Genomic DNA, 22,038 nt, shown 5'->3' on the forward strand with positions numbered 1-22,038 from the left:
TCAGGCCCGCCGACTGGCGCGCTGGCTGCGATAAGTATCGAGCACCACTGCAACCACGATCACCGCGCCGGTAATGATGCGCTTGGTCGGTTCGGTGGCGCCGATCTGCGCCAGGCCTGCCGCCAGCACGGAGATAATCAGCACGCCAAAGAAGGTGCTGATGACCGAGCCGCGCCCGCCCATCAGGCTGGTGCCGCCGATCACCACTGCGGCGATGACCTGCAACTCGAGCCCCGAGCCTGCGTTCGGGTCCGCCGCTTCCAGGCGAGAAATCTGAAACAGCGCCGCCACACCGGCCAGCAATCCCATCAGACTGAACACCAGGATCTTGTAGGGCTTTGGATTGATACCGGCCAGACGCACCGCTTCTTCATTGGTGCCGATGCCAATCAGGTAGCGACCGAACACAGTACGGGTCAGCACAGCCTGGGCGATGAAGATCACCAGCAAGGCAATGATGAACGAGGGTGAAATGCCAAAGGCGATCGGGTTCGACAGCCAGGCGAAGGAGTCCCCGATGTAGGCCGTGCGGGACCCGGTCATCTGGTACGCCAGGCCTCGGGCCATTTCCAGCACGCCGAGGGAGACGATGAACGATGGAATACGCCACGCCACGGTAATCGAACCGGTGACGGTACCCGCCAGCGCCGCCACGGCCATGCCGAGCAATGCCGACGGCCAGACACTCCAGCCCCAGCCAAGAACTGCCACGCTCACCGTCGAGGCCGCCAGCGCCAGCACCGACCCCACCGACAGATCGATACCGCCAATGATCAGAATGAAGGTCATGCCGACCGCCAGCACCATGAGGTCTGGAATCTGGTTGGCCAAGGTGCTGAAGGTGTCATAGGAAAGGAAATGGCTGCTCAGGGTCGAGAACAGCGCGACCATGGCCAGCAGGGCGCCGGCCAGGCCCAGGTAAGTGCCCAGGCCATAGAAGTTGCCACTCGATTTACCGACGGCAGATGCGGTTTTCATGAAAGATCCCTTGGCGCTGCTTCGTTGAGCAACGCATCACGTTTTTGGTAGCCGGCAAATGCGGCGGCAAGCAAGTCATCCTGGGTCCAGCTGTCGCGCTCGAAGGTGTCGATCAAGCGCCCGGCGGACAGTACGCCGATACGGTCACAGATCAGCATCAGTTCGCGCAAGTCACTGGAAACCACGACCAGCGCCTTGCCCTGGCGCGTCAACTCACCGAGCAGCGCATAAATGTCGAATTTGGCGCCGACATCGATGCCACGGGTCGGCTCGTCGAACAGCAATACCGAGCAATCGCGTTCGAGCCAGCGACCGATCACGACTTTCTGTTGATTACCGCCCGACAGCTCGGACACCAACTGTGTCGGGCTGGAACTGCGGATTCGCATGGCGTCGATCTGCCGTTGTGCCAGCGCGAGTTCCTCGCTGCCATTGACGACACCGGCGCTGGAAATCTCCGGCATGTTGCCCAGGGCAATGTTGGCAGCGATGGATTGGGTCAGCAGCAGGCCTTCGCCCTTGCGGTCCTCGGTGATCAACGCAATGCCGTGGGCCACCGCATCGGCCGGGGAGCGAATGCTGACGACGTTGGCCGGCGAACCCAGCGCCACGGTGCCACTGTCGGCCGCATCGGCGCCGAAGATCAGCCGCAGCAATTCGGTGCGCCCTGCCCCGATCAAGCCGGAAATACCGAAGATCTCGCCACTGCGTACTTCGAAGGACACATCGCGGACCTTGTCAGAACGGGTCAGGCCTGTAACGGTCAGTGCCGGGGCGCCGATCTGGCGCGGGCCAAGGTCGATGTGCTCGCCCAGTTCCCGCCCGACCATCAGCGTCACCAGTTGCTCGCTGTTGTAGTTGGCCATCGGCTCGACACAGACCAGGTTGCCGTCGCGCAGTACTGCAATGCGTTGGGCCACTCGCGCCAGTTCTTCGAGGCGATGGGAAATGTAGATGATCGACACGCCCCGAGCCTGCAAGCGGGTGATCTGTTCGAAGAGCATCTCGACTTCCCGGACCGTCAGCATGGCGGTCGGCTCGTCGAGAATCAGCACATGGCAGTCGCCGATCAGGTTGCGGGCGATCTCGACCATCTGCTGGTGACCGATGCCCAGCTCACCGACCAGAGTGTCGGGATCGATTGCATCGAGCCCCACTTGGGCCATCGCCTCGATCGCCGCTTTGCGCAATTGGTTGCGGCTGATCCAGCCGCCGTGATTGGGCAGGTTGTCGAGGAACAGGTTTTCGGCCACAGAAAGGGTCGGCAGCAAGTTGAGTTCCTGCATCACCATGCGCACGCCCAGCTCTTCAGCCTGGGTACGGCTGCCGGGACGATAATCCTTTCCTTGAAACTGCATCTGCCCGGTCGTCGGTGTCACCAGCCCACCGATGATCTTGGACAAAGTGCTTTTACCGGCGCCATTTTCACCGGTCAGCGCCAACACTTCACCGCGCATCAACGTCAGGTCGATGCCGGTCAGTACTGGCTGGGCATAGGTCTTGCCGATGCCGCTGACAGAAAGGACAGCGTTCGGGTCGAAAACAGACATAAAAAAACTCTCCATACGCTCGCCCGGATGGGCGAGCGCCGTTGTGTCGCCAGGATAACTATTTGGTAACCAGCTCGACCGGAGTTTCGATAACGCCGTTAGTACCACTGTCGACGGCTTCACCCTTGAGGATCTTCAAGGCAGTCTCGATGCCGAAAATAGCCTGTTTGGCTGCGAACTGGTCGGCGGTTGCCAGGACACGACCATCCTTGAGCATGGGCTTGATGGCATTGATGTTGTCGTAACCGACCACTTGCACCTTGCCTGCCTTGCCGGCAGCCCGCACGGCCGATACCGCGCCAACCGCCATGCTGTCGTTACCGGCCAGCAGGGCCTTGATGTTCGGGTATTCACTGAGCATCGAGGCGGCAACCTGATTGCCCTTGTTGATTTCCCAGTCGCCGGATTGCAGGGAGACGACCTTGACCTGCGCCGCTTCCATTGCATCCTTGAAGCCTGCGGTCCGCGCCTGGGCATTGGTGGTGGTGGACACGCCTTCGATGATGCCAACCTCGTCACCGGCCTTGAGCTGCTTGGCCAGGTACTCACCCACCAGTCGCGCACCTTTGCGGTTGTCTGGGCCTACGAACGGAACGTTGATGTTTTTGCTTTTGACCACGGCCGGATCGAGCTGGTTATCAATGTTGATCACCGTGATGCCAGCGTCGACGGCTTTCTTGATCACCGGCACCATGGCCTTGGAGTCCGCGGGCGCGATGATGAGGGCATCCACCTTGGACACGATCATCTGCTCGACGATGCGAATCTGGTTGGCGGTGTCGGTTTCATCCTTGATCCCGTTGGAGATCAGGTCGAAATCGGCGGAGTGTTCCTTCTGATAGGCCTTGGCCCCGTCTTCCATGGTCAGGAAGAATTCGTTGGCCAAAGATTTCATGACCAGGGCGACCTTGGGTTTTTCAGCGGTCTGGGCGAGCGCCGAGGAGAAAGGCAACGCAGCGGATGCGGCCGCGAGCATGGCAACAGCGAGAAGGCGTCCAGCGAATGGCAACTTCATGGGTTCACTCCGATCTTATGATTATTGTGAGCAAATCATTGCACGGAACGCCGCGCAAACGTTTGCGTGGAGTGAACTATGGTAAGGGTTAGCGGATTTGTCAACGTTCTGATTTCACCCAAAACGTCAGAGGGTCAGGCCGTCGTATTGACCAGTGCACCCGAATCGGATTCCTTGGCCAGTTGCGTGATCAGGTTACCGGTAACCTGCGCCAGCGCGCCAGTGGTATCAGCAATCTGTCCTTGAATCGCCATGACCGCCGTAGCCTTGGCTTCTGGTGTTGAATAGGTGCGTGCCTGTGCAGAAGCCAATTGCTGTTGCTGCTCTCTGAGCTGTTGTTGAAGCTCCTGCATGCGCTTGAGCAACACCTGCACGGCAATACTCTGGGTGCTGCCGCTCTTCTGCGCCTTGCCTCCGGCTTCGGGACCTACGCCTGTGCGAACCTTGCCGGATTCTTGCGTTTCGCCCAAGGCCTCATCGGCTGACTCGGTGCTGGACTCACTCAAGGCATTGAGCGTGGCGGCGGACTTGCCACCGATGGTAACGGCTGCCGCATTGGGAAGGCCGACGGAAAGCGACATATCAAAGCTCCATGAGTTTGGATTCCTACAAGGATCATCGTCCGCTCCGGCACTTTCTTTAGCCACCGCTTTGCCCCTTCTGCTGCACGACGTATCAGATTGCCAATGCGCTCGGTAAAACAGAGGCTGCAGAACGGATGACTCGCCTGTTGCTTCTCCCTGATAAAAAAATCATTTTTCCTACATCAAAATAGAAAAAGTGCTGTCAGACGTTTTTCTTGAATTTTAAGCAGTTGCGTAAATGCCTACGGTTAAATACTGTATACACGTACAGCTTAATAAGGATAACCCTGTGGCCACGCCCTCCGCTGCAACTACCCCTTTAGATTCCTATACGCGACTCGGTCTGAGGGTCTCGAAAATCATCAACTCGCCCACGGCCCAAAAAGCCAAGGCAGCCTTGATCTTCCGTCTTCCCGACGAGCCGGTGGATGAGTGGGAGCGCCTCCTGGAAGAAATCGACGAGAACGACAACGTGACCCTCGCCTATCGCGACGATGGCGGTGTGCAGGTTTTCTGGGTTGTGCCAAAGGAAGATTGAGCCTGATGAGCGTTCGCTGTTTTGCTTTATTGCTTGTATTCGTTGCCGTGGGGGCACAGGCCGGTGCTCCGCGCACCTTCAACGAAGCCAAGAAAGTCGCCTGGAAACTCTACGCGCCACAATCCACCGAGTTTTACTGTGGCTGCAAATACACCGGCAATCGCGTGAACCTGGCAGCGTGCGGCTATGTACCCCGCAAGAATGCCAATCGCGCCGCCCGCATCGAGTGGGAACATATCGTTCCGGCGTGGCAGATCGGTCATCAGCGCCAATGCTGGCAACAAGGGGGTCGCAAAAACTGCACCCGCTACGACCCGATCTATCAACGGGCCGAGGCCGACCTTCACAACCTGGTGCCAAGCATCGGGGAAGTGAATGGCGATCGCAGCAATTTCAGCTTCGGCTGGCTGCCGGTGCAGAAGGGCCAGTACGGCTCATGTTTGACCCAGGTGGATTTCAAGGCCAAGAAAGTCATGCCCCGCCCTTCCATTCGAGGAATGATCGCCCGGACGTATTTCTACATGAGCAAACAATACGGCCTGCGCCTCTCGCAACAGGACCGGCGCCTGTATGAGGCCTGGGACAAGACCTATCCGGTAGAGCGCTGGGAACGCCAGCGCAACCAGAGTGTGGCGTGTGTCATGGGCCGTGGAAACGAGTTTGTAGGCCCAGTGGACATGAAGGCCTGCGGTTGATCGAACTGGACACTCAAAGGCCCCGGACTTCAGCGTCCAGGGCCTTTTGTTTTTCTGCCGGGAATCGTTCTGCCGGGCTATTGAGCCGTGGGGTAATCCACCACCTGCAATTCGATGTTGCGCTTTTTCGCTCGAGCCAGAGCCGCAGTGACTTCTTCCTGCTTTGCTTGGGCTTCAGCCTTGGAGCTTAAAGGACCGACCAAAACCCGATCCTTGCCATTTTCCCTCACCACGTTCGACATGAAACTGTGCTCAAGCAGCCACGCGGTCAGGTCGCTGACAGCCTGCGGAGTCTCGCCTCGAACTTCGACACCCCATTGCGGCGCAGCAGCGGCTGCCGGTGCGGAGGTCACGGCCGGTTTCGGCTTCGGTGCTTGGACATCACGCCCTTCGCCGCACCCTGCCAGCACCAATACCGCAATAACCCAAGCCAATTTACGCACAACGTTTCCCCCGGAAGACATGAAGCGCAGATTTTAGCACTCACACCCGCCAAGAACGCCGTAAACAATACTCAAAACACGAGAATCCTGGCCGGCGTCTCTGTATAGTCGCACCCTGGGAATTAATGCTGCGTCTGCACGTCAGAAAGAGGCACCCACATTGTGACACTTAGCACTAATCTGTAAGCAGTACCGACATCTGCACTGTCTGAATCAGGTGCCCTATAAAGCAATCAAGGAGAACACCATGCTGATACTCACCCGCAAAGTCGGTGAAAGCATAAACATTGGTGACGACATCACGATCACCATTCTGGGCGTTAGCGGTCAACAAGTCCGTATCGGTATCAACGCCCCGAAAAACGTTGCGGTGCATCGCGAAGAGATTTATCAGCGTATTCAGGCGGGCCTTACTGCCCCCGACAAGCCGCAAATTCCCTGAGCCTTGCAGCAGTCCGTAGCCAGCCCGTTTGCATCTTCGCAATGGCTGGCTAAAGATTCAGGCCGACCACGCCCCCTGCTCCACCCCCGCCTTTTGATTTTTCGTCCAGCCCATGAAACCGATACTAATGGCATGGCTCGTAGCATGGCTGTCAGACGTTTCGTTTTAATGGCGACGAAGCAGGCGTTCGTGACCGGTCAGCCCAAGCTTACAGCCCGGGCCATCCCCGTGGCGGCAACCACCATCAATACCAGCAGCAAGGCTTCGATGTGGCTGATCCGTGCAAACAGAGCGGCCCTTGAAGCATCGATCGCCGCCCCTTTGCCCCGCGCTATCCGCCATTTGATCAAGGTGATCATCGGCGCGATTTCAAGCAACAGGATCAGCAGGAACAAAGTCATCTTCAGGTGAAACAGCGGTTGGTGCAGGTAATAGTCCGAGCCTTTTTCGTACCCGCCGAAAGCACGCATCCCACCGGTCACGAGCAGAACGAGCGCCGAGATGCCCCATAGATTGTCGGCCATCAGCACGTTTCGAACCGCATCCATGCCGCCTGCCAGGCGTCGCAGTGCCGTGCCGCGCGTGAGCACCGCCCAGAACCCCAAGGCGAACGCCAGAAGATGAATTGCCGCGAGAGACCAATGAGCCAACATGGAAAACTCCTGCCAGAAAGAACGTCGAATCGACCTGACAGTACTAGATCATAAAAGCACGATCGGCAGGCAGGACCCCGAAAAAATGTGGGAGCAGGCTCGCTCCCACAGTTGGTATTGCGCAAAGACTCAGTCAGCCAGACGCCAGGTCGTTGCGCCCTTCCCGTCTTCCAGCACCACGCCCATGGCGGTGAGCTGGTCGCGAATGCGGTCCGATTCGGCCCAGTCCTTGTTGGCCCGAGCAGTCAGGCGCGCCTGGATCAACGCCTCGACCTCAGCGGCATCCACACGACCTTCGGCACCGGCCTGGAGGAAATCGTCAGCCTCAAGCTGCAACACACCCAGTACGCTGGCCAGTTCCTTCAAGCGCGCCGCCAGGCCCGCCGCTGCATTGAGATCACTCTCACGCAGGCGGTTGATCTCGCGCACCATCTCGAACAACACCGCACACGCTTCCGGCGTACCGAAGTCGTCGTTCATCACTTCGGTGAAGCGTGCAACGAAGGCTTCGCCACCGGCGGCTGGCACATTCGGCAGGCCTTTCAACGCGTGATAGAACCGCTCCAGGGCGCCTTTGGCGTCCTTGAGGTTGTCTTCCGAGTAGTTGATGGCGCTGCGATAGTGGCTCGACACCAGCAGATAACGCACGACTTCAGGGTGGTACTTGTCGAGCACGTCGCGGATGGTGAAGAAGTTGTTCAAGGACTTGGACATCTTCTCGCCGTTGATCCGGATCATGCCGCAATGCATCCACGCGTTGGCGTAGGTCTTGCCGGTGGCGGCTTCGCTCTGGGCGATTTCGTTCTCGTGGTGCGGAAATTCCAGGTCACTGCCACCGCCATGAATGTCGAAGGTCTCGCCCAGGCAGCAGGTGGACATCACCGAGCATTCGATGTGCCAGCCCGGACGCCCGGCGCCCCACGGCGACTCCCAGCTCGGCTCACCCGGTTTGGCGGCTTTCCATAGCACGAAATCCAGCGGGTCCTGTTTCGACTCGTCGACTTCGATGCGCGCGCCAATGCGCAGGTCTTCGATCTTCTTGCGCGAGAGCTTGCCGTAGCCCATGAACTTGGCGACACGGTAGTACACGTCGCCATTGCCCGGTGCGTAGGCATAACCCTTGTCGATCAAGGTCTGGATCATGCTCAGCATGCCAGGGATATGGTCCGTGGCACGGGGCTCCAGGTCCGGTTTGAGGATATTGAGGCGAGCCTCGTCCTCGTGCATGGCCGCGATCATGCGTTCGGTCAGCGCATCGTAAGGCTCACCGTTTTCCCGGGCACGGTTGATGATCTTGTCTTCGATGTCGGTGATGTTGCGCACGTAAGTCAGGTCGTAACCGCTGAAACGCAACCAGCGGGTCACCAGGTCGAAGGCGACCATGCTGCGACCATGCCCGATGTGGCAGTAGTCGTACACGGTCATGCCGCAGACGTACATGCGTACCTTGTTGCCATCCAGCGGTTTGAAGACTTCTTTGCTCTTGGTGAGCGTGTTGTAGATCGTAAGCACAGGGTTTCCCTTAAGACTTGATCACTGACCCCAGGAATCGCGCAAGGTCACGGTACGGTTGAATACCGGAGCACCGGGTTTCGAGTCCTTGATATCCGCGCAAAAGTAACCTTCGCGCTCGAACTGGAAACGGTCTTCCGGCTGTGCGTTGCCCAACGAAGGCTCGGCACGACAACCCGTGAGTACTTGCAGGGAGTCAGGGTTGATGTTGTCCAGGAAGCTGGCGCTGTCTTCGGCCTTCTCCGGGTTCGGCGAACGGAACAGGCGATCGTACAACCGCACTTCGCACTCGATGCTGGCAGCGGCCGGTACCCAGTGGATCACGCCCTTGACCTTGCGACCTTCCGGGTTCTTGCCCAGGGTGTCGGGGTCATACGAGCAACGCAGCTCGACGATGTTGCCGTCGGCGTCCTTGATGGCTTCGTCGGCGCGGATCACGTAGCTGCCGCGCAGGCGCACTTCGCCGGCCGGTTCCAGGCGTTTGTAGCCTTTTGGCGGCTCTTCCATGAAGTCTTCACGGTCGATGTAGATTTCCCGGGCGAACGGCAGGACGCGCACGCCCATGTCTTCTTTCGGGTGGCGCGGCAGCTCGAGGGTCTCGACCTGGTCTTGCGGATAATTGGTGATCACGACTTTCAGCGGACGCAGCACGCACATGGCGCGCGGGGCGCTGTGGTCCAGGTCGTCACGAATGCTGAATTCCAGCATGCCGAAGTCCACCACGCCGTCGGAACGGTTGGTGCCGACCATCTCGCAGAAGTTGCGGATCGATTTTGGCGTGTAGCCACGACGCCGGAAACCCGACAGCGTCGACATGCGCGGGTCGTCCCAGCCGTTGACGTGCTTCTCGTCCACCAGTTGCTTGAGCTTGCGCTTGCTGGTGATGGTGTAGTTCAGGTTCAGACGGCTGAACTCGTACTGGCGCGGGTTCGCCGGCACCGGCAGGTGCTCGAGGAACCACTCATACAATGGACGGTGGCTTTCGAACTCCAGGGTGCAGATCGAGTGGGTGATGCCCTCGATCGCGTCCGACTGGCCATGGGTGAAGTCATAGTTGGGGTAGATGCACCACTTGTCACCGGTCTGGTGGTGATGGGCGTGACGGATGCGGTACATGATCGGGTCGCGCAGGTTCATGTTCGGCGAGGCCATGTCGATCTTGGCACGCAGCACCCGTGCACCGTCCGGGAATTCACCGGCGCGCATGCGGGCGAACAGGTCCAGGTTCTCTTCCACGGAGCGATCACGGAACGGGCTGTTCTTGCCCGGCTCGGTCAGGCTGCCACGGTACTCCTTGGCCTGCTCGGGGGTCAGGTCGCACACGTAGGCCTTGCCGGCCTTGATCAGCTCCACCGCCCAGTCGTGCAACTGGTCGAAATACTGCGAAGCGTAGCGCACCTCACCGGACCATTCGAAACCCAGCCACTTAACGTCGCTTTCGATCGCGTCGATGTATTCCTGGTCTTCCTTGGCCGGGTTGGTGTCGTCGAAACGCAGGTGCGTGACGCCACCAAACTCCTGGGCCAGGCCAAAGTTCACGCAAATCGACTTGGCGTGACCGATGTGCAGGTAGCCGTTGGGCTCCGGCGGGAAACGGGTGACGATCTGTGTGTGCTTACCCGAATCCAGGTCCGCCTGGATGATCGGGCGCAGGAAATTGACCGGTACAGCCGGGCCGGTCTTGGAATTCGAGGTAGGGTCGACAGTGGGCTTGCTCATAGGATCCTTGAACGTACAAGTGCGCGGCCGGGTGCGGCCTGATAAATCAAAGCCCGTATCATAGCCGATGCTGTCAAGCACCTGACAGGCCAGGCCGGTAAACGATTGAATTTAATCGACGGCCAGATGAAAAACAGCCTCGAAATTCGTGCCTGGCGCGCTAAACTGCCCAGCCTGGCCGATAACAGCCAGACCGGTTGCGGGCATCAACGCCCCGAAACCCACGAATTCCTTGAAAGAGTACCGATCATGACCCAAGTCAAACTGACCACCAACCACGGCGACATCGTCCTGGAACTGAACGCCGAGAAAGCGCCGCTGACCGTTGCCAACTTCGTCGAATACGTCAAGGCCGGCCACTACGAAAACACCGTTTTCCACCGTGTCATCGGTAACTTCATGATCCAGGGCGGCGGTTTCGAGCCGGGCATGAAAGAAAAGAAAGACAAGCGCCCGAGCATCCAGAACGAAGCCGACAACGGCCTGCCGAACGAAAAGTACAGCGTTGCCATGGCTCGCACCATGGAGCCGCATTCGGCTTCCGCGCAGTTCTTCATCAACGTGGCAGACAACAGCTTCCTGAACCACAGCAGCAAAACCACCCAGGGCTGGGGCTACGCAGTGTTCGCCAAAGTGGTTGAAGGCACCGATGTGGTCGACAAGATCAAAGGTGTCTCCACCACTTCCAAGGCTGGCCACCAGGACGTCCCGGCAGACGACGTGATCATCGAGAAAGCCGAGATCATTGAGTGATACTGCTGATTTCAGATTTGCATCTGGAAGAGGAACGCCCGGACATTACCCGGGCGTTTCTGGATTTACTCGCCACACGCGCCCGCTCGGCGCAAGCGTTGTACATTCTGGGCGACTTTTTCGAAGCGTGGATCGGCGACGATGCCATGACGCCGTTCCAGCGTTCCATCTGCCAGGCCCTGCGCGAATTGAGCGACAGTGGCACGGCCATCTTCCTGATGCACGGCAATCGCGACTTCATGCTGGGGCAGGCCTTCTGCAAAGCGGCCGGCTGCACCCTGCTCAAGGAGCCGAGTGTCGTGCAGTTCAACGGCGAACCGGTGCTGCTGATGCACGGCGACAGCCTCTGCACCCGCGACGAAGGCTACATGAAGTTGCGGCGCTGGCTGCGCAACCCGGTCACGCTGTTCATCCTGCGCAACCTGCCGTTGGGCAGCCGCCGCAAACTGGCGCGCAAACTGCGTAGCGAAAGCCGCGCGCAGACGCGGATGAAAGCCAATGACATCGTCGACGTCACGCCAGAAGAGATTCCGCGGATCATGCAGGAGTACGGCGTGAAGACCTTGATCCACGGCCACACCCACCGTCCCGCCATCCATAAGCTGCAACTGGGCGAACACGCCGCCCGGCGCATTGTGCTGGGGGATTGGGATAAACAGGGGTGGGCGTTGCAGGTGGATGAACAGGGCTTTGCGTTGGCGCCGTTTGGTTTTGCCCCGCCGCCGTTACCGGCGCCCGACACAATACCCAACCCAACCTAGATCCCTGTGGGGGCGAGCAGGCTCGCTCCCACAGGAGGTTGTGTTTGACTCAATGGCCGCTGGCGGCAGGCCCCGCCTTCGCCGCAAACGGCGGCTTTGCCAACCACACCAGCACAACAAACGCCATGAACGCCCAACCCAGCAGCGTGAAGTAATCCACGGTGGAGAGCATGTACGCCTGGCTGGTGAGGATCTGGTCAAGCTGGGCATAGGCCGGTGCGCTCGCGCCGCCGAGCTGGTTGAGCGCCTCGCGGGTGGCTGGATCAAAGGTACTGATGCTTTCGCTCAGGTAGGCATGGTGCTGGTCGGCCCGGCGGATCCAGATCCAGGTGGTCAGGGACGCGGCAAAGCTGCCACCCAGGGTGCGCAAGAACGTCGCCAGCCCCGCGCCGTCGGCAATCTGGTGGGGCGGCAGGTCCGACATCAGGATGCTCAGGGTCGGCATGAAGAACAGTGCCACGCCGACGCCCATGAACAGCTGCACCAAAGCGATATGCTGGAAATCCACCTCGTTAGTGAACCCGGCGCGCATGAAGCAGCTCAAGCCCATGGCCAGGAACGCCAGCCCGGCCAGCAGGCGCAGGTCGAATTTGTGGGCGTATTTACCAACAAAGGGCGACATCAGGACCGGCAGGATACCGATGGGCGCCACTGCCAACCCGGCCCAGGTGGCGGTGTAGCCCATCTGCGTCTGCAGCCACTGCGGCAGGATCAGGTTGATGCCGAAGAACCCGGCGTAGCCCCCCACCAGCACGATGGTGCCGATGCGAAAGTTGCGATAGGCGAACAACCGAAGATTGACCACCGGATGGCGGTCGGTCATTTCCCAGATCACGAACACCGCCAGGGCAATGACTGAGATCACCGCACCGACAATGATGAAATTTGATTCGAACCAATCCATATCATTGCCCTTGTCGAGGATCACCTGAAGTGCGCCGACACCAATGATCAGCGTGATCAACCCCACGTAATCCATCGGCTGGTGGCTGATGACCACCGGCCGCGCCTTGAGCTGTTGGCGCACCACCATCACCGCGAAAATCCCGATGGGCACGTTAATGAAGAAGATCCACGGCCAGCTGTAGCTGTCGGTGATCCAGCCGCCCAGGATCGGCCCGACAATCGGCGCCACCACCGTGACCATCGCCAGCAACGCCAGGGCCATGCCGCGCCTGGCCGGCGGGTACACGGCAATCAGCAAGGTCTGGGTCATCGGGTACAACGGCCCGGCCACCAGCCCCTGAAGCACGCGAAAACCAATCAGCTCCGGCATCGAGGTGGAAATACCGCATAGAAACGAGGCGAGCACGAACAGCATCGTTGCCCACAAAAACAGCTTCACCTCACCAAACCGGCGGCTCAACCAACCGGTCAGTGGCAACGCGATGGCGTTGCTCACCGCAAACGAGGTGATCACCCAGGTGCCCTGCTCCGAGCTGACGCCCAGGCTGCCGGAAATAGTCGGCAAGGCGACGTTGGCAATGGTGGTGTCGAGCACTTGCATGAACGTCGCCAGCGACAGCCCGATGGTGCTGAGCAACAGGCTGGGCGGCGCAAAAGACGCGTTATTGCTCATTGCGAAATCCTATGAAGCGAAGGTGGTCAATCGCGGGTAAGCCTTGCTCCCACAGGTGTTCAGCGCTGGACCGTCTTGCCCATGGCGCTGCTGTTTTCGTGGATCAGGCGCGCGATCATCGCGTCGGCATCGGCCAGTTGCCGGTCGTAAATCTGGGTGCTGAACGAGGCTTTCTGCGGTGGCTGTTGGGCCAGTACCGGACCGCTCTGGTCGTGCAGGTTGACCTCGACCTGGGTCGACAGGCCGACCCGCAGTGGATGCTTGGCCAGCTCTTGGGCATTGACATGAATGCGCACCGGCACCCGCTGAACGATCTTGATCCAGTTACCGGTGGCGTTCTGCGCGGGCAGCAAGGCAAACGCACTGCCGGTCCCGGCGCCGAGGCTGTCGATGGTGCCGCTGTACTTCACGTCGCTGCCGTAGAGGTCGGCTTCGATGTCCACTGGCTGGCCGATGCGCATGTCACGCAACTGGGTTTCCTTGAAGTTGGCGTCGATCCATAACTGATCCAGCGGGACCACCGCCATCAGCGCCGTGCCCGGCTGCACCCGTTGGCCCAACTGCACGGTGCGCTTGGCCACGTAGCCAGTGACCGGGGCGATCAAGGTGCTGCGGGCGTTGGCCAGGTAGGCTTGACGCACTTGCGCGGCGGCGGACTGCACGTCGGGGTGGGACGACACCACGGTGTCGTCCACCAGGGCGCTGATGGTTTTGAACTGTTGCCTGGCATTGGTCAGGGCGTTTTGCGCCGAGGTCAGGTCGTCCCGGGCGTGGGACAACTCTTCCTGGGAAATCGCCCCGCCGGCCGCCAGGTTCTTGCGTCGGTTGTAGTTGTCCTGGGCCTTCTGCAATTCGGCTTCTTGTGCACTGACTTGCGCCCGCTGGCCGTCGGCGTTGCTGTACAAGCCACGCACCTGACGCACGGTGCGGGCCAGGTTGGCCTGGGCACTTTGCAGCCCGACTTCGGCATCGTTCGGGTCGAACTGCACCAATACCTGGCCTTCACGCACCAGGTCACCGTCGTCGGCGCCGATGCTCACCACGGTGCCGGTAACCAGCGGCGTGATTTCCACCACATTGCCGTTCACGTAGGCGTCGTCGGTGCTTTCGCTCCAGCGACCATACAGTTCGTGCCAGGCCCAGACGCCCAGGCCGGCGAGAATAACCACCACCGTCAGCGCCAGCAGCATCACCTTGCGTTTGCGTGGATTGCTGTCAGCCGAAGCATTGTCGGGTTGAGTGTTTTGGGATTGAGTCTCTTCGGCAGATGCCATGACAAGTACCTCGAATCAGTAAGTCGGTGCGGTGGTGGCGGCCGGTTTGGCCGAAGCAAGAGCGTCGGTCTCGAAACCACCGCCCAGGGCCTGCATCAGCTGGATCGACAAATCGATCTGCTCGGCATTCAGGGTCGCCAGTTGACGCTGGGACTGGAGCAGTTGCTGCTCGATACTCAGCACGTCCAGATAATTGCCGATGCCAGAGCCATAGCGCTGGAGCACGGTGTCATAGGAGTTCTGGGAGATATCGGTGGCATGTTGTTGGGCGTCGATCTGCCGCGCGATGTCACGCAACTGGTTGATGGTGTCGCTGACATCCCCAAGGGCCGTGACCAGGCTCTTGTTGTATTGCGCCACCGCCAGGTCGTAATCGGCGTCCCGGGCATCCAGGTCCGCTCGCAAGCGTCCGCCGTCGAAAATCGGCAGCGACACCGTCGGCCCCACGTTGAAGAAGCGACTGGCCTGACCGAACATCGCATCACCTAGCAGCGACCGTACCCCCGCCGCCGCGCTCAGGTTGAGGTTGGGGTAGAAGTTCGTCTTGCCGGCCTCGATGTTTTTGCTCGCCGCCTCGACCCGCCAGCGCGCCGCGATCAAGTCCGGACGACGGCCCAACAGCTCCGCCGGCAGATTCGACGGCAGGGCGACAGCGCTGGCTTGCAGCACGTTGGGCCGGACGATTTCATTGCCGCGGTCCGGGCCTTTGCCCAGCAGTACCGCCAGGGCGATTTTTGCGCTTTGCAGGCGCTTCTGTGCGTCGATCAGGGTCGCATCGGCGCTGGCTTCCAGACTTTCGGTCTGCTGGAACTGATACTCGCTGTCGATCCCGGCACTAAGACGACGCTTGCCCAGGTCGAGCATCTGCCGGGTGCGCTTGAGGTCCTCAGAGGCCAGGTCATAGATGATGTGGGCCTGGCCCAGGTCGCTGTAGGCCCGAGCCACGTCGGCGGCCAGGGTCAGTTGCGCGGCCTGACGGTCGATCTCGGCGGCACGGGCCTGGCCCAGGGCGGCTTCCCAGGCCGCACGCTGGCCGCCCCAGAGGTCGAAGTTGTAATTGAAATCCACCCCCAGCGTACGCAGCGCGCTGTGCACTCCGCTGCGTCCCATATAGTCCTGGTCACGGGACAGGCGCGCACGGCTAACGCCGCCACTGGCATCCAGGGTAGGCATGCGCGACGCGTCGGCGGCGTAGGCAGCGGCACTGGCCTGATGAACCCGGGCGCTGGCGATCTGCATGTCCGGACTGTCGCGCAGGGCCTCGCGAATCAGGCCGTCGAGTTGCGGATCGCCGAGGCTATTCCACCAGTCGCTTTTCGGCCACGAGGCGGGCGACAGCTTGACACCGTTGAGCGATTGCCCGGCCTTGAGGCTCTGGGCCTCAAGGTTCACACCTTCGGTCTTCAGACCACTGTAGCTGGCACAACCGGCAAGACTCATGGCCAGCAGTACGAGGCTCAATCGGGTACACAAGGTTTTACGCTTCATTTCTCCCCCAATCGCAACACGGTGATTGGATCACCGGCGGCGAGCAGAATTTTCTTGAGAATCTGTTCGAGGGTTTGCAGCTCCTCGCGGCTAATGACACTGGCCAACTGGTTCATGGCATCGGAGCCGATGTACGGCAGGCGATCCGCCAGGACCTGCCCCGCTTCGGTCAGCACCAGCCGCACTTGCCGGCGGTCCTGTGCAGAGCGTTGGCGGACCAGGAACCCTTTCTGCTCCAGTCGATCGAGCATCCGCGTCATCGAACCGCTGTCCAGGGACAGGTACCGACAGAGCTCGGCCGGCGTATCGATGCCGTGTTGAGCCATGATGATCAACACCTTGAACTGCGCGGCAGTGATGCCGACGGGCTCCATGTGGGTATCGATGATCCGGTCCTTGAGCACCGCGGCGCGGCCGAGCAGCATGCCGAGATGGCATTTGTGAAATTCGTCTGGGGTGAAATGCTTCATCTGGCCACCAATTGCTGCCTAGGCAGTTAATGTATGTCGAGATATTACTGCCTAGGCAGCAAATGTCAAATAAATAGTTAGCCGGCTATACATAACCAGACGAGCGCGTAACAAAATGTGGGTTTTGGGGAGAGTCAGAAATCGCGCTTGTAGAAGATGTCCAGCGAGCTGGCGACGCCGCTGGCGGCTTCGATGTAGACCTTCTTGCTGAGTTTGTAGCGCAGCGCAATGGTGCTGGCCGGTTCGAACACGCCAACGCCATAGCGCAGGCTGAGTTTTTCCGACAGGTCGCCGCTGGCTACCACGCTGGTGGTATCGCCACTGCCTTGGGTGTCGAGCTGGAAATCCTGGATCCCCAGGCCGCTGGCAAGGCTGGTGGTCACGCCCGAACTGCCCATCAGCCCCAGGCCCAGTGCCGCCTGGGCGAGCATATTGTTGTCCTCCCCCGTGGTGCTCAGCGGTCGACCCAGCATCAAGTAGGACAACGCCTGCTCCTGACTCATGGCCGGTTCCGAGAAGATTTGCGTGGTCGGCTGCTCGGCGCTGCCGCTCAAGCGGATGCCGGCGGTCACGTCGTCGGTCTCGCGGATCGCTTCGATGTCCAGGTAAGGCTGGTCGATGGGCCCTGCAAACAGCAGTCGCGCCCGACGCACCGTCAGCCGTTGCCCGTAGGCCCGATAACGGCCATCGTTGAGCCAGAGTTCGCCGCGGGTGTCCATGTTGTCGCCGATATGAACCTGGCCTTTCACATTGGCGGTCAGGCCGAACCCGGAAAACGCGAGTTTGTCCTCACCCACGATCACGTCGACGTCCATCGCCATGGACACCGGCGTCTTGCCCTCTTCGGTCTGGTGGCCAACGATCACCGTGTCGTCCGATAGCTTGACGGTGGACGGCGGCAGGTCGCGCACGGTGATCTCGCCTTTGGGCACCAGGACCTTGCCAGCAATCGAAAGCCGTTCGCCTTGCATCGTGATGTTGAGGTTCGGCGCCACCTCCAGCACCGCATAAGGTTCTACCGTGACCGGCAGTTGCGAACCCTTGAGGGCCAGGTTCATGGCCAGGGCTTCGCCCCAGGCGATGCGTCCGGCCAGGCTGCCCTGCCCGCTCTTGCCACTTTTCCAGTCACCGTTGAGTTGCACCGTTTCGCCAGTAATCATCGCCCGCACCTGCAGGGCTTCGAGACTGAGCGGCAGTTGCGGCCCGGACACTTCGCCGTCGCTGAGCACCAGGTTGCCGTTGACCTGAGGTGCGAGCAAACCACCGGACAATGTGCCGCTGCCGTTCAGATGGCCCGTGAGGGTTTTCACCATCGGCACAAACGGCCGGGCCACGGACAGGTCCAGGCCGGTCAGGCGGAACGAGCCGCTGAGGGGCTTGCTGGCCGGCAGCGGATTGATCTGCGCCTGGAGCATCAGCTCGCCCAGTCTGGCACCCGCGAAATTCAGGTCCGTGTCGATGCGTTGGGGGGTCAGGCGGCTGTTCAGCGTCAAGGCCTGGTATGGGAAATCCAGCCATTGGCCTTTGTCGCGAATGCGAAAGGTGCCACCGCTGGCGTCCACCACAATCCGCCCATTCGGGCCGCTGGCCGGCATGTCCAATTGCAGATCAGCATTGAGCTGGCCCTGCCAGGCAAAATCCTTGGGCATCCACTGGGCCAGGCTTTCAATGGGGAATTGCTTGAGGCGATAACGCAGCTTCGGCTCCGGCATCAGGCGCTGGTCTTCGCCACACAGACTGGCCTGGCCGGAACGCCAACAGTGGGCGCCGACGTTGAGCGTGCCATTGGCCAGACGCTCCAGTTTTGCCGGGGCTTGCAGGCGCCAGGCCTGACCACCGGCCTGCACGTCGCCGCTGGCCAAGCGTCCGCGCCAGTTGCCCTGATCGAGAGCGCCATCGAGCACCAGGTTCGTTTCGAGTTGCGGCCCTTGCAGGTCCAGCGTCAACTTTTGCTGCTTGATGTCGCCCTGCCCGCTGACGGTCAAGGCCCCCAGTGAGGTGTCGCCGGTCTGGATGCCGCTGGCCTTGAGATGGACTTTCCCCCGTTGCGCGCTGTCGAGGGCCGCGTCCAGGTTCAGGCTTTGCAGGTGATTGTCCTGGAACGCCAGTTGTGTGCCTTGCAGGCCGAGCTTGCCTTGTGGCGCTTTGAGGGTCCCGGCAACGTCGATACGGCCGATGAGTTGGCCGCGCAATTGCGGCCAGAGCTGGGCCAGGCGCGAGAGCTTGATGTCGATCTGGCCGGTCAGTTTCTGTTGCAGGCTGGCGGTGCCGCTGATGCGGTTATCACCGAGGCGAATGTCCAGCGCACTGAGGTTCCACTGCTCGTCGGCGCCGGCGGCCGTGGCCTGGAACAGCGCCGGCTGGCCGCGCAATTTGCCCTTGAGATCCAGGTTCGCGTCGAGATTAAGAGTGTCATTTTTCATCGAGCCCTTGCTGCGCAACGGCCCGGCCAGAGTGCCGGGAAGTTCGCCGAGCCAATACGCCGGGTTGATGGCCGACAGTTCCAGCGCCGTGTCCCAGGCGATGCCGTCGGCAAACTGCAAGCTCAGGTGCCCTTCAGCCTTGCCCTGCCCGGCCGCGAGTTTGAGTTCGGGTAAAAAGATGTGCGTCAGATCACCACTGAACGGGCCGCCCAGGCTGAATGCTCCGGCAGGGCCGTCCAGCGCAGCCTGGAAATTGCCCAGGTATTTGCCATCGGTGTACGACACTTCGCCATTGAAGCTGCGCAGCGTCACCTGCGGTTCGTCGATCAATGGATAGAGGCGATGCCAGGGAAAATCCAGCCAGGCGACTTTCGCTTCGGCGCTCAGGCCTTCGCGCCAATCCAACTGGCCGGTGAGTTTCAGGCTTTGCTGATCGCTGGCGTTAAGGTCCAGGCCGGCGATCTGCGCACCGTTGGCATCCACCTGGCCTTGCAGCTGCAACGCCACCGGCCCTTTTTCGGCGGGCAGCGTTGCCTTGCCGAGCAGTTGATAGCCGCTTTTCAGATCGCCTTCGCCGGTCAGCTCCACCTGATTGAGCAACAGGGTGTCGGGCAGATCGGCGCTGGCCTTGAAGCCGTCGGCGGTGATGCGCACCTTGGCCGGCAAGTTGTCCGCCAGTGGTTGCAGCTCACCGACCAACCGGCCTTGCAGGTAACCGCTGCTGTCGGCGTTGAGGTTGAGGGTCTTGAGCAAATCTCCGTCGACCTTCAGGTCCAGCGCCCAAGGTGTGGCGCCCGGAGCTGGCAAGGTCAATCGGCCTTCGGCCTTCAGCGGCCAGTCGCCGCCGGGCTTCAGCAAGCCGGACAATTTCAGGCTCAGCGCATCGCGCTGCAACTGCACCGAGTCGATCTGTAGGCCCTGGGCGGTCCAGTGGGCCGCCAATTGCAGCCCCTTGAACTGCTCGCTGCCGTCGACCAACAAGCTGCCGATCTGCACTTCGCCCAGCTCAATGGCAAGCGGCAGGTTCAGGTCCGGCAAGGTGATCGGGCCACTACTGGATTCGTCGGCAGACGGTGGCAATTGCAGGCTGACCTTGTCGGCCTTGAGTTGTTCGATGCAAAGGGTCATGCGTGTCAGGCACAGCGGCGACCAGGCGAATATCACCCCGTCGAGCTCCACGCGACGGCTGGCCTGCTGCCAAACCACGTGGTCGGCGCTCCACTGCCCACCCAACCGACCCTGGAAATTCTCCACGGTCAGCCCCGGTACCAGGCCGATGGCCCAGCGGCTGCCAACTTGAGTGCCGAGCACGACGCTCAAGGCCAGCAATACCACCGCCAGCAACGTACCGATCGCCAGCAATGTTATTTTCAAACCACGACTCACAGCTCTGGCCCCATGGAAAAGTGCAATCGAATGCCACCGTCATCGTCCATCGCATGGGCCAGATCGAGGCGGATCGGGCCCACCGGCGAAACCCAGCGCACGCCAATGCCCACGCCGGTCTTGAGGCTCGGCAGTTCAAGTGTGTTAAAGGAGTTGCCCTGGTCGATGAAGGTCGCCACCCGCCACTTTTGCGCGACCGAATACTGATACTCGACGCTGCCGGCGACCATGTAGCGACCGCCGACACGATCGCCATCGGAGTTTTCCGGCGACAGGCTCTGATAGTCGTAACCGCGCACGCTCTGATCGCCACCGGCGAAAAAGCGCAGGGACGGCGGAACGGATTTGTAGCCATTGGTGGCGCTGCCGCCGACCTGGAGCCGGGCCAGCAGGCGATGTTTGTCGAACACGGTGGTCAGGCCCTTGACCATCGCGGTGCCATATAAAAGGTTGTTGTCCGAGCCAAGCCCCTCCTTGGCGACCTTGGTGTCGAACTGCAGACGGTAACCGTTGTGCGGGTCGATGCGGTTGTCGCTGCGCAGGTAGGAATAGCTGACACCGGGCATCAGCAAGGTGCTCAGGCCCGAATCGTCACCGAGGCGGTATTCCTCGCGCTGCCACTTGAGCGACACCACCCGTTGCCAGCCGCTGGGCAACTTGCTGTGCCATTCGGGGCCCACGGTCAGCAGTTTGCTGAGGCTGTCGGTGTCGGCCAGCTCTTCATATTGATAACCGCCGGCGTAGCGCATTTTGTCGGTCAGCGGCGGGTCCAGCGGCACGTCGTACCACAGGCCGACGTTCTGCCGAGGCGCGGACACTTCCGTCTCCCAGCCATAACTGTGGCCCTGGGCGTTGACCCAGTTGCGCGTCCAGTTGGCTTTGGCCCGTGGCCCGACGTCGGTGGAAAAACCCAGGCCCAGGCCCATGGTGCGTGGCTTGCGGGTGTCGAGTTTGACCGCCACCGGGATCACGTTGTCGGTGGCTGCCGTGGGCGCTGCATCGACCCGCACGCCTTCAAAATAACCGCTCGATTGCAGGGCTTGATTGAGTTCTGCAATGAGTTCGGAGTCATACGGCGCGCCAGCCTTGAACGGCACCATGCGCTGCAGCAGCTCTTCGTCGAACGGCGTGTCACCCTCGAAGCTCACCGGGCCCAGGGCATAGCGCGGGCCGCTGTCGTAGATCAACTCGATGTCGGCGATACCAGCCTGGGGGTCCACCAACAGCTTCTGGCTGACGAATCGCCCGCTGAAAAAACCATAGCGCGAGGCCTGGTTCTGGATCAGCCGCTTGGCGTCTTCGTAGCGCCCATGATTGAGCACCGCGCCAGGCTTGAGGGCGGCGTTATCGGGGATGCGAAAGGCTTTGAGGGAAGCCGCCGGGCCGTCGATGCGCACAGTGACATTGCGCAAGTGCACGGGCTCGCCGGGGTCAATGGTCAATACCAGGCGCGGGTCCTTGCCCCCCTTGACCTCGCTGCTGATCTGCGGCTGGTAGTAGCCCAACGCCTGGGCGGCTTTGCGCGCCTGCTCCTCGGCGCCATGACTGAAGCGCAGCAAGGCCTCTTCGTCACGATCGCCCACGCCGCCGATATAACCTTCTACGTTGGCCTTGAGTTCGTCGTTGGACGGCTTGACTCGTACATCCAATTCACTTTGTGCCAACGCCGCGCAGCTGAGGGACAGCAAGAGCGCGCCACTGGTCATTCGTCCTGGGAGATTCATGGCGCGGATGCTATCACGAGCTTAGGAGCCTGATAGAGCCGGACGTGTGTC

At 60.8% G+C, this 22,038-nt stretch carries 19 protein-coding genes; 5 read left to right on the forward strand and 14 right to left on the reverse strand.

Features of this window, described 5'->3' with window-relative positions:
• From ACA047_RS19325 to ACA047_RS19340, 4 genes are all read right to left on the reverse strand, one after another.
• Entirely contained in the window at positions 1-978 is a 978-nt protein-coding gene (locus ACA047_RS19325) for an ABC transporter permease (protein ID WP_053183546.1), read from the reverse strand.
• Positions 975-2,528 carry a sugar ABC transporter ATP-binding protein gene (locus ACA047_RS19330; RefSeq protein ID WP_497351996.1) on the reverse strand — a complete coding sequence of 518 codons (1,554 nt, stop codon included), beginning with the start codon at positions 2,526-2,528 and terminating at the stop codon, positions 975-977. Before ACA047_RS19330 ends, ACA047_RS19325 begins: the two co-directional genes overlap by 4 nt.
• A gap of 58 nt (positions 2,529-2,586) precedes the next feature.
• A complete protein-coding gene (locus ACA047_RS19335) occupies positions 2,587-3,543 on the reverse strand; it encodes a sugar ABC transporter substrate-binding protein (RefSeq protein ID WP_497351998.1) in 957 nt (318 codons plus the stop codon).
• 134 nt (positions 3,544-3,677) lie between these two features.
• Positions 3,678-4,124, reverse strand: a complete 447-nt coding sequence (locus ACA047_RS19340; protein ID WP_497352000.1) for a hypothetical protein — start codon at positions 4,122-4,124, stop codon at positions 3,678-3,680.
• Positions 4,125-4,365: 241 nt separating this feature from the next.
• Between ACA047_RS19340 and ACA047_RS19345 the strand changes: the two genes are divergently transcribed.
• On the forward strand, positions 4,366-4,665 hold the full coding sequence (locus ACA047_RS19345) for a DUF1654 domain-containing protein (protein WP_134925028.1): 300 nt from the start codon (positions 4,366-4,368) through the stop codon (positions 4,663-4,665).
• 5 nt (positions 4,666-4,670) lie between these two features.
• A complete protein-coding gene (locus tag ACA047_RS19350) occupies positions 4,671-5,360 on the forward strand; it encodes an endonuclease (RefSeq protein WP_497352003.1) in 690 nt (229 codons plus the stop codon).
• A 77-nt stretch (positions 5,361-5,437) separates the two neighbouring features.
• Here ACA047_RS19350 and ACA047_RS19355 read toward each other — a convergent pair whose 3' ends face one another.
• Complete coding sequence (locus ACA047_RS19355) at positions 5,438-5,803, reverse strand: SPOR domain-containing protein (protein WP_497352005.1); 366 nt, start codon at positions 5,801-5,803, stop codon at positions 5,438-5,440.
• A gap of 247 nt (positions 5,804-6,050) precedes the next feature.
• Here ACA047_RS19355 and csrA point away from each other — a divergent pair, with 247 nt between their 5' ends.
• Complete coding sequence (gene csrA, locus ACA047_RS19360) at positions 6,051-6,245, forward strand: carbon storage regulator CsrA (RefSeq protein WP_497352007.1); 195 nt, start codon at positions 6,051-6,053, stop codon at positions 6,243-6,245.
• Positions 6,246-6,442: 197 nt separating this feature from the next.
• On the opposite strand, the gene ACA047_RS19365 is transcribed toward csrA, so the two are convergent.
• The 3 genes from ACA047_RS19365 to ACA047_RS19375 all read right to left on the reverse strand — a co-directional run bounded on the left by ACA047_RS19365 (position 6,443) and on the right by ACA047_RS19375 (position 10,129).
• The gene (locus ACA047_RS19365; protein WP_497352009.1) at positions 6,443-6,898 is read right to left on the reverse strand and encodes a DUF2214 family protein; all 456 of its coding nucleotides are present in this window, start codon (positions 6,896-6,898) and stop codon (positions 6,443-6,445) included.
• Between the two features lie 129 nt (positions 6,899-7,027).
• Positions 7,028-8,410, reverse strand: a complete 1,383-nt coding sequence (gene cysS, locus ACA047_RS19370; RefSeq protein WP_497352011.1) for a cysteine--tRNA ligase — start codon at positions 8,408-8,410, stop codon at positions 7,028-7,030.
• Between the two features lie 21 nt (positions 8,411-8,431).
• Entirely contained in the window at positions 8,432-10,129 is a 1,698-nt protein-coding gene (locus ACA047_RS19375) for a glutamine--tRNA ligase/YqeY domain fusion protein (protein WP_497352013.1), read from the reverse strand.
• Between the two features lie 249 nt (positions 10,130-10,378).
• On the opposite strand from ACA047_RS19375, the gene ACA047_RS19380 reads away from it, so the two are divergent.
• Positions 10,379-10,882 carry a peptidylprolyl isomerase gene (locus ACA047_RS19380; protein ID WP_497360446.1) on the forward strand — a complete coding sequence of 168 codons (504 nt, stop codon included), beginning with the start codon at positions 10,379-10,381 and terminating at the stop codon, positions 10,880-10,882.
• A complete protein-coding gene (locus tag ACA047_RS19385; protein ID WP_497352015.1) occupies positions 10,879-11,643 on the forward strand; it encodes a UDP-2,3-diacylglucosamine diphosphatase in 765 nt (254 codons plus the stop codon). The genes ACA047_RS19380 and ACA047_RS19385 overlap by 4 nt, the downstream gene beginning before the upstream one ends.
• A gap of 49 nt (positions 11,644-11,692) precedes the next feature.
• Here ACA047_RS19385 and ACA047_RS19390 read toward each other — a convergent pair whose 3' ends face one another.
• The 6 genes from ACA047_RS19390 to ACA047_RS19415 all read right to left on the reverse strand — a co-directional run bounded on the left by ACA047_RS19390 (position 11,693) and on the right by ACA047_RS19415 (position 21,987).
• Positions 11,693-13,222, reverse strand: coding sequence for a DHA2 family efflux MFS transporter permease subunit (locus ACA047_RS19390; protein WP_497352017.1), 1,530 nt, complete (start codon positions 13,220-13,222; stop codon positions 11,693-11,695).
• A 59-nt stretch (positions 13,223-13,281) separates the two neighbouring features.
• Positions 13,282-14,496: an HlyD family secretion protein gene (locus ACA047_RS19395; RefSeq protein ID WP_497352019.1), complete on the reverse strand. Its 1,215-nt coding sequence runs from the start codon at positions 14,494-14,496 to the stop codon at positions 13,282-13,284.
• Positions 14,497-14,511: 15 nt separating this feature from the next.
• Positions 14,512-15,984 carry an efflux transporter outer membrane subunit gene (locus tag ACA047_RS19400; RefSeq protein WP_497352021.1) on the reverse strand — a complete coding sequence of 491 codons (1,473 nt, stop codon included), beginning with the start codon at positions 15,982-15,984 and terminating at the stop codon, positions 14,512-14,514.
• Positions 15,981-16,454: a MarR family winged helix-turn-helix transcriptional regulator gene (locus tag ACA047_RS19405; protein ID WP_497352023.1), complete on the reverse strand. Its 474-nt coding sequence runs from the start codon at positions 16,452-16,454 to the stop codon at positions 15,981-15,983. Before ACA047_RS19405 ends, ACA047_RS19400 begins: the two co-directional genes overlap by 4 nt.
• A gap of 134 nt (positions 16,455-16,588) precedes the next feature.
• Positions 16,589-20,263 carry a translocation/assembly module TamB domain-containing protein gene (locus tag ACA047_RS19410; RefSeq protein ID WP_497352025.1) on the reverse strand — a complete coding sequence of 1,225 codons (3,675 nt, stop codon included), beginning with the start codon at positions 20,261-20,263 and terminating at the stop codon, positions 16,589-16,591.
• Positions 20,260-21,987: an autotransporter assembly complex protein TamA gene (locus tag ACA047_RS19415; RefSeq protein ID WP_497352027.1), complete on the reverse strand. Its 1,728-nt coding sequence runs from the start codon at positions 21,985-21,987 to the stop codon at positions 20,260-20,262. Before ACA047_RS19415 ends, ACA047_RS19410 begins: the two co-directional genes overlap by 4 nt.
• Positions 21,988-22,038: the final 51 nt, after the last annotated feature.

The sequence above is a fragment of the Pseudomonas sp. LBUM1664 genome, assembly GCF_059695895.1.

Excerpts from the sequence above, each read along its gene's own strand:
- ACA047_RS19325 (WP_053183546.1), bottom strand. The coding sequence starts at position 978 with ATGAAAACCGCATCTGCCGTCGGTAAATCGAGTGGCAACTTCTATGGC.
- ACA047_RS19330 (WP_497351996.1), bottom strand. The coding sequence starts at position 2,528 with ATGTCTGTTTTCGACCCGAACGCTGTCCTTTCTGTCAGCGGCATCGGC.
- ACA047_RS19335 (WP_497351998.1), bottom strand. The coding sequence starts at position 3,543 with ATGAAGTTGCCATTCGCTGGACGCCTTCTCGCTGTTGCCATGCTCGCG.
- ACA047_RS19340 (WP_497352000.1), bottom strand. The coding sequence starts at position 4,124 with ATGTCGCTTTCCGTCGGCCTTCCCAATGCGGCAGCCGTTACCATCGGT.
- ACA047_RS19345 (WP_134925028.1), top strand. The coding sequence starts at position 4,366 with ATGCCTACGGTTAAATACTGTATACACGTACAGCTTAATAAGGATAAC.
- ACA047_RS19350 (WP_497352003.1), top strand. The coding sequence starts at position 4,671 with ATGAGCGTTCGCTGTTTTGCTTTATTGCTTGTATTCGTTGCCGTGGGG.
- csrA (WP_497352007.1), top strand. The coding sequence starts at position 6,051 with ATGCTGATACTCACCCGCAAAGTCGGTGAAAGCATAAACATTGGTGAC.
- ACA047_RS19365 (WP_497352009.1), bottom strand. The coding sequence starts at position 6,898 with ATGTTGGCTCATTGGTCTCTCGCGGCAATTCATCTTCTGGCGTTCGCC.
- ACA047_RS19375 (WP_497352013.1), bottom strand. The coding sequence starts at position 10,129 with ATGAGCAAGCCCACTGTCGACCCTACCTCGAATTCCAAGACCGGCCCG.
- ACA047_RS19380 (WP_497360446.1), top strand. The coding sequence starts at position 10,379 with ATGACCCAAGTCAAACTGACCACCAACCACGGCGACATCGTCCTGGAA.
- ACA047_RS19390 (WP_497352017.1), bottom strand. The coding sequence starts at position 13,222 with ATGAGCAATAACGCGTCTTTTGCGCCGCCCAGCCTGTTGCTCAGCACC.
- ACA047_RS19395 (WP_497352019.1), bottom strand. The coding sequence starts at position 14,496 with ATGGCATCTGCCGAAGAGACTCAATCCCAAAACACTCAACCCGACAAT.
- ACA047_RS19400 (WP_497352021.1), bottom strand. The coding sequence starts at position 15,984 with ATGAAGCGTAAAACCTTGTGTACCCGATTGAGCCTCGTACTGCTGGCC.
- ACA047_RS19405 (WP_497352023.1), bottom strand. The coding sequence starts at position 16,454 with ATGAAGCATTTCACCCCAGACGAATTTCACAAATGCCATCTCGGCATG.
- ACA047_RS19415 (WP_497352027.1), bottom strand. The coding sequence starts at position 21,987 with ATGAATCTCCCAGGACGAATGACCAGTGGCGCGCTCTTGCTGTCCCTC.